General features: G+C 44.0%; 5 protein-coding genes and 1 pseudogene. 1 reads left to right on the top strand and 5 read right to left on the bottom strand.

Going from position 1 to position 6282, the window contains the following annotated elements:
• From F0364_RS29185 to F0364_RS12635, 4 genes and pseudogenes are all read right to left on the bottom strand, one after another.
• Window positions 1-261, bottom strand: a pseudogene (locus F0364_RS29185) (hypothetical protein); the annotation flags it as partial.
• Between the two features lie 325 nt (window positions 262-586).
• Window positions 587-2581 carry a conjugal transfer protein MobC gene (gene mobC / locus F0364_RS12645; RefSeq protein ID WP_207632649.1) on the bottom strand — a complete coding sequence of 665 codons (1995 nt, stop codon included), beginning with the start codon at window positions 2579-2581 and terminating at the stop codon, window positions 587-589.
• A gap of 28 nt (window positions 2582-2609) precedes the next feature.
• Window positions 2610-4007 carry a relaxase/mobilization nuclease domain-containing protein gene (locus tag F0364_RS12640; RefSeq protein WP_153798149.1) on the bottom strand — a complete coding sequence of 466 codons (1398 nt, stop codon included), beginning with the start codon at window positions 4005-4007 and terminating at the stop codon, window positions 2610-2612.
• The gene (locus F0364_RS12635; protein WP_153798148.1) at window positions 3974-4384 is read right to left on the bottom strand and encodes a plasmid mobilization protein; all 411 of its coding nucleotides are present in this window, start codon (window positions 4382-4384) and stop codon (window positions 3974-3976) included. Before F0364_RS12635 ends, F0364_RS12640 begins: the two co-directional genes overlap by 34 nt.
• Window positions 4385-5404: 1020 nt before the next feature.
• On the opposite strand from F0364_RS12635, the gene F0364_RS12630 reads away from it, so the two are divergent.
• Window positions 5405-5590, top strand: coding sequence for a hypothetical protein (locus F0364_RS12630; protein WP_153798147.1), 186 nt, complete (start codon window positions 5405-5407; stop codon window positions 5588-5590).
• Between the two features lie 197 nt (window positions 5591-5787).
• Here the strand turns inward: F0364_RS12630 and F0364_RS12625 are convergent, their stop codons facing one another.
• Window positions 5788-6069, bottom strand: coding sequence for a JAB domain-containing protein (locus tag F0364_RS12625; RefSeq protein ID WP_153798150.1), 282 nt, complete (start codon window positions 6067-6069; stop codon window positions 5788-5790).
• Window positions 6070-6282 lie beyond the last annotated feature (213 nt).

Genomic DNA, 6282 nt, shown 5'->3' with positions numbered 1-6282 from the left:
ATGCTTTGCCCAATCCGATTTCGTTTTTTGCGCTGTAACCTCTACATATCTTTTTCCTGTCAGGGGTTCCGATGTTAAGAAGATATTTGCCACTCCGCAACGCTCATATTCAACATCTTCTTTAGCAGCATACCCCGGCATCATTTCAATAGCGCCCCTTGTTTCTTTAATCAATTGTTTCGGAGATTCGTCCATGCATACTACCGGACAATCTTTATCGTATGGCCTTTTATATATTTCAAGCACACGTTCTATGTTGGCATGGTCCTGTTTTGGATGACAAGGATACAAAATTATACTTGACAGTGTAATGATATGATATCGGAGCTCCATATGCTGAATGGGAAATAATTTTTAAGTCATAATTATTACAGATGTTCTGAATTCCGTCCAAATTTTAAGCATAAGGTGCATATTACAGACGCAGGATAGATAAGGCTCAACCAAGCCAAAACAACATTTTTTCCTGAAGCTGCCGGTAGAGCCAGGGAGATCAAACATTTTGCTATTAAATAGCTAATGATTTAAATTATATAAATGATTAAGGATGATAGAATAACCCTCATTGACTTATGTACTCAAATATTCACTTTTTAACAAGTAAGTGTTTTAGTGAAGGGTTAAGAATCATTTTTTCCAGCTGCCTTTGCACTAAATCTGTCACTTCTTTTTTTATACGTACATAGTTTTCATTGACCTGACCCTGTTTAATCTCATTTATCCTGGGCGGCGGCAAAAATTGTTTCTCTTCCCTGGCAAGTCTTGCATGATCGTTTTGAATTTTTGCATGGAACAGCTTCTGCTCTATTTCCTGGTCCGGGTTGTCCGCGACGCTGCCAACAAACTCGCCCGAGGACAAAGCGCTGATAGTGGATTGAGGTATCGCATATTCCAGTGATTTGGATTTGGTGACAGAAACATTCTCGCTATGCGCTATGCTTTCCCTGGTCTGCAATATCTTTCCAAAACCTTCAGATAAATGCCTGGCAGCCTCTCCCTTTAACTGTCCGCAGATAATGTTTCCCGCCATATTCAAAATCATTTTTCCCGCTTCATTGCCGTAACTTAATTTTAGTTGCTCGACATTTTGCACCCCGATGGTTGTTGCTACCCTGTTGCTTCGCACGGTAGCCATAAAAGATGCGATTCCGTTAAAATAAAGCGTAGGAAATTCATCTATCACCAGTGCGCATTTGCGATTGCCCTTTTTGTTGAGTATCCTTGTCACCAGTGTCAGGTACAGGGAAATCACCGGCCCGTATACATTTGATTTTTGAGGATTATTACCCAGGCAAACAATTTTGGGCGTAAAAGGGTTTGCAATATCCATTTTAAAGTCATCGCGGGAAAGAACATAATAAAGCTGCGGTGAGGACAGCCTCGACAATGCGATCGTTGCGCTGGCAACCTGCCCTTCCAGCTGGTTGCGGGCATCATTTAAAAAAGCGTTGACGAAAGGTGCTATCAGCACTTCCACCTCAGGTTCTGACCTAAGCACGGAAAAGAGTTTATCGTAAGGTTGTTGTGCGAGCTCCACCACATGGGGCAGGCTGCAGTATCGCCCTTTTTCATGTTTGCATAAAAACCAAATGATGGCTGTCAAAAAATTGACCGAGGATTCCACCCAAAAATCACCCTGCTTTTCAATCCATTCAGGATTAAGCCCCAGCATGATGGTACGTGCAGATTCACCGGCGTCTGTGATATCCCGCATGGCGCTGATGTCAAGGCAGTTACAGCCGTGGGAGTATTCGGGCTGATCGAAGTTAATGGAGAAAAATTGAGGCGTTACATTGTAATATTTCCTGTTATTCCCAAATTTTAAATATTGGTTATACGCCAGCGTTGTGAGGTCAGGGTATTTATAATCGTAGATAAACATAGAGAACCCTTTTTCCATATGCTGACGGATAAAATGCTGTATGACAAAATAGGTTTTGCCGCTGCCGGGAGAACCCATAACGAGGGTAGCGCGAAAGGGGTTGATGATATTAATCCATCCTTTATGCCTTTTTCCTCTGTGCTGAAAAACGGTAGGCAGGTTCACGGAATATTCGTTGGCCAGCAAACGTTGCTCCTGCGGAAATGTTTCATTTTCAGTATTGAATACCTGGTGATTAACCTTCAGGTGGATAATTCTTGACAGGATGGTACCGCCGGTCATGCAAAGAATAAACCCCATGACAGTGGTACCCATGTACCAGAGTGCCAGCGTTGTTCTTTTGGCATCAAGGCCGGCGATGTAGTAGCTCCCAAAATACAGCAGCATACCCATACTTAGATAACACAGCGCCATCCGGTAATTATACTTCTCTCCTTTTTTCCCCCTTGCACCAAGCAGTGAAATAGTTAACAATCCAAGGGCTATCAACTTCGATGTATGGAAGCTTTTATAAATACCAGTCCCTGACAGGCTGTTCAAAAACCGGTCGGTCAGGTCTGTGTTATAGCCCCAGTCTTCGAAGGCCCCATAACAGTAATAATAAAAATGCGTTATCAATAAGGCGATGCCGATGGCCCTTGTGAGGTCTGTGACTTTTTTTAACCCCTGATCGTTTTCCCCTGTTCTCAATGTTGACATAGTTGACTATTTTAATTCATTGTACTTTTCACCGTTCTATAAAATGTTCCTGGCCAGGTTTCTTTTTTCTTTGTTTTTCTTCCTTACGCAGTTCATAAGGTACCTGTTCGAATGAATCTTCTGGCTTTACCAGCAGCTCAATCAATTCCGCAAGGGATTTGCCTGCCAGGTTCATCTCCCTGTTTTCGTTAAATTCCTTTTGACCGGTGGTTATGGAGGCTGTCTGCGTGGCTGCCGGCGGGGTATTTTGAGGCACGTCTTCCTTAGGCAAAAAGGCTGGTTTCGCGTTCTCAGTGGTCACCGGCCTGATATCTGTGGCTGACGCTGCCGGAGTCAGGTTGCCGCAGCTTTTGTTCTGTCCCGGGGCCACCGTTAGTTGAGGGGATAACCCCAATCTTTCCAGCACCCGCCTGGCACTGTATTCCTTACCCAGGTCACTGCCGTTAAACACGTTCCTGCGGGTATGGTCTATGTAGGTAAGCCCGTAAACGATGCCGTCTTCATTGCGTCTTATGACCAGGTGCATGTGTTCTTTTTCCAGCGCCCTGGCAAAGCCTGCCAGGCTATCTGTGGGACCGGCCAGGACCCAGTCAATAGCCGTCCTTGCGTGGGCGGCATCCGCTTTCCTTGTTTTGCCATTCATTTCAAATCTGGACTGAATAAGGGGCCAGGTAGGCTTGTTGTATATGTCGCTGGCCTTAACCGGGGCTCCCGCTTTTTTACCCTGGTCATCTAATACCCGGTAGACAAGGCCTCCGTTTTGATATGTTCGGGAGCCATGCTGTCCGCGGTCGGCCATCACATTATACTGTAGCAGAACAGCGTTCAGTTCGGCAAGGGAGGTGTACCGGTATTGATTGATGACTTTATCAAGCACATTAGAAATAGCCCGCTTGGTCTCCGTTTTTCCGTACTGCACTTTTAACGCCTCCTGTTGGTCGTGCCATGTTTGTTTTTTACTTTCAGGTTTTACCAGGCTGTAGACATTTTCGATTTCCTTTCTGGCTTTTTCAGACTGGTTCCTGCCAATATTGTAGGTGTCGATGCGACGGCCATCTTCCCTTATACTGGTGGTCAGGATGTGGACATGCCGGTGGCCGGAGTCATGGTGCTGATAAACCAGGTAAGGCTGGTCTCCAAAGCCTATTTTTTCCATATACAGGCCTGCGATCTCTATGAGCCTTTCCTTATCCAGTTGATCAGCGGCATCGAAGTTGAGGGAGATATGCAGGGCATTGGTTTTTGCACGTTGGTTGAGCGATATTCTGTCTTCAAAACGATGTAGTTTTTCATAGAAATTCATCTGTTCCGCGTCCTTGATGAAGCCGGCCGCATGGATGCATTCCGCCACACCCTGCCGCACTTTGTTTTCGTTATAGCTCAGCGCCTTTCTTATGGCTTTGGGGCTGGTGATCCTGGCAACCATTGCTCTGAAATTTTGATGAGTGCATGTTTAATTTCTTCTACCTGCCGGAGGAAATGATGACGGGTAGCTTCCTGAAGCATCAGCCAGGACATTATTTCGGGAGGGGTATTGATGCCATGCAATTTGCGAACCGACTGATTGAGATTATTGCCGATCGCACTTAGTTCATTTTTGATTTTAAGAAGGGAAGAAAGGATTTCATCTGCGGATTGATTACGATACCGGATAACTACCGGTTTTTGCATCAACGTGAGCCTGGCGTACTCACTGAATTTGTTGCAGGTGCTTTCCTGAAAGAGGTCATGGATTATACGATACTCACCGGGCTTTACACGAAAGCTTATCCATTTCCTGGACTGTTTGTCTTGTTTCTCCATCACATTATCCTTTTATCACGTTAACAAAACTGCTGCACCAAGCAGCAAACACTACCAATTAATAATCCGCTTCTCCCCTGGCGACTCCGGAGAAACAGGGGCCAGATTACCAATTGTGCAACAATTGAACATCTGGCCGTGCCCGGCTACAGGGGCACGAATGCCGGCCTTTGCTGCTTTATCAGCATTGGGCGGCCCATCCGCTTCGGTACCATAAAGGTTTCAATAAGGCGGTATGTTTCTACATAAAGAGCAACAGTAAAAGTAGAGCCCATGCAGATACCAGACAAGATGTCCACGAGATGAACTGGCTAGTCTTGACAGCCCCCGGCATTATTCCAAAGTTTTGTAAAAAGGGATGAGCTGCTCCATAGATAATATGCCGTTTTATTTAATGGCGCTGACAGACGAATTAACCTGCTCTATTGAAAAAATTTTCAGATAAAAAAGAACCGGCATTAAGGCGAAAGAGGTTTATAACTACTTAAAATAAACACCAATGCCTACCGTTATCATTACAAGATCTGTCAAAAGTCATGTTACAAAAATGTTTGCTTTCGATGTGCATAGTGCCACAAATACAATCGCGTTTTGGCGCTGAAACAATTTACGATTTTGACATTTCGTTTAGCAACTGACAGTTATGTTTGCCGCATCAAATCTTTAAAGCCCAGCGGTTAACAGGCCGTAGACCGGCCTGTTCCGCCTGGCACAATGCATTGTATACAACTCAGCGGTCTTTCTGCTTTTTCTCAGTTTTCACACAGCCTGTCCACTTCAGTTTGCAGCCAGCAACAGTATCAATAAATCCTCCTTTGTTAATAACATCTTTGCCCACAACCTCTCCTTTTAATTGTTTTTGGCAGTGGTTTCCGAATACGTTTTTGGCACATTCAAGCGCTTGCCTATGGATACAAATGCTGCTATCATTGTTGTTGTTCTACCACTGCCAGTACAGTTGTCATTTATCTTTTAGCCTTCAACAAAAGCCATGGTCTCCATCGTATCTATCGTGCTGTAGTGAGCCTGGAAAATTTGGGTGATTATCAAAAGGCCATTGAATTATACGAAGTATTAATTGAGCAATCTGGAGAAAAGTTAATCAGGGAAAGGCGACAGGTAGCTGATGCGGAACAGCGATTAAAAACTTTAAGAAAGCAGCTTTACTTTGAGCAAGGATTCAAAGGTGTAGGACGACGAGATTAAAGACTTATCATTGATTCAAGCGGGAAAATAAAACAGCGATTCAACCGCAGGTTACCATCCGGCATGAAGCGTTTTTCTTTTTGCTACTTTTTCTTTTTGTGGCGACTGCCAAAAAGAAAAAGTAGCGCCGCACAGGCTTGCGCTGTACGGGTGGCTACTTAATAACCCGGCAGTTTGTTCGGGTTAAACGCTTTAAGCTAAATGATACCATTATCTGCCATGGAGTAATAGTTTTCGCTGCTGAGGATAATATGATCGATCAATTTAATCTCCATCAACTGGGCAGCCTGTTTGATTTTTTGTGTCAGGGCTTCGTCCTGCCGGCTGGGCATAAGGTTACCGCTGGGGTGTGAATGGCTGAGTATTAAACCCGATGACGTTAACTTTAAAGCGGTGGCTAAAATCAGGCGGGTATCGGCAACAGTGCCGGTAAAACCGAGAGTTTTTTCAAATCCAGAGAAGAACTTGGGTAAAAGAATTAAATAAAATAAAAAAAAAACTTGCTTTAACGATTAAATGACATAGTTTAGCGTACTGCTACGATATGAAAGGGTAGAAAATGACTACTTCTTCAACAGTTATCTTTCTTTTGTAGCAATTTATGCTAACGATAATTAATCCTGGGTTACGAAGTAGCCCATTTTTTAATGTAAACTGCTTAAACGATTAAACAACTATATGAAAGACACATC

Origin of the sequence: Foetidibacter luteolus, assembly GCF_009650435.1 — a bacterium.
Classification (GTDB): domain Bacteria; phylum Bacteroidota; class Bacteroidia; order Chitinophagales; family Chitinophagaceae; genus Foetidibacter; species Foetidibacter luteolus.
Note: the sequence above shows the minus strand (reverse complement) of the source record. Positions and strands in the feature narration are given on the sequence as shown.